Genomic DNA, 345 nt, shown 5'->3' with positions numbered 1-345 from the left:
GGTTCCAAAACAGTCTCTCTACGAACAGAACGGTTATGTTTTTACCAGCGCAGTCGCCGTTCTGCATCGCTTTCTTTAGATCATCTTCCACTTATTTAGAAATTCCGTCACGGAAGAAACGTTCATGGAGCGCATGGATTCAAACTCGCCCGTCTTCTGCGCGTAGAGCAGTTTTCCATTGGCATCCACCACCGCCAGTGCAGGTACGCCCTTCTTCAGAGGAATCTGGTACTTCTCGGCGATATCGACATGCTGGTCCATACGGCCGATCCAGACATGTACCAGCACAAAATGCTTCGCCAAAAGTTCCTTATTGGGGCTCTGCCGGAAGTAGATGTCCAGCAC

General features: G+C 50.1%; 1 protein-coding gene. It reads right to left on the bottom strand.

Annotation, left to right across the window (positions count from 1 at the left end; translation table 11 throughout):
- Positions 1-75: 75 nt before the first annotated feature.
- Positions 76-345: thioredoxin domain-containing protein (locus A6X21_RS24785; protein WP_205847486.1), on the bottom strand; the 270-nt coding region annotated here is incomplete at its 5' end.

This window comes from Planctopirus hydrillae (genome assembly GCF_001707835.1).
GTDB classification, from domain to species: domain Bacteria; phylum Planctomycetota; class Planctomycetia; order Planctomycetales; family Planctomycetaceae; genus Planctopirus; species Planctopirus hydrillae.
This window is presented reverse-complemented; position numbering and strand designations above follow the sequence as displayed.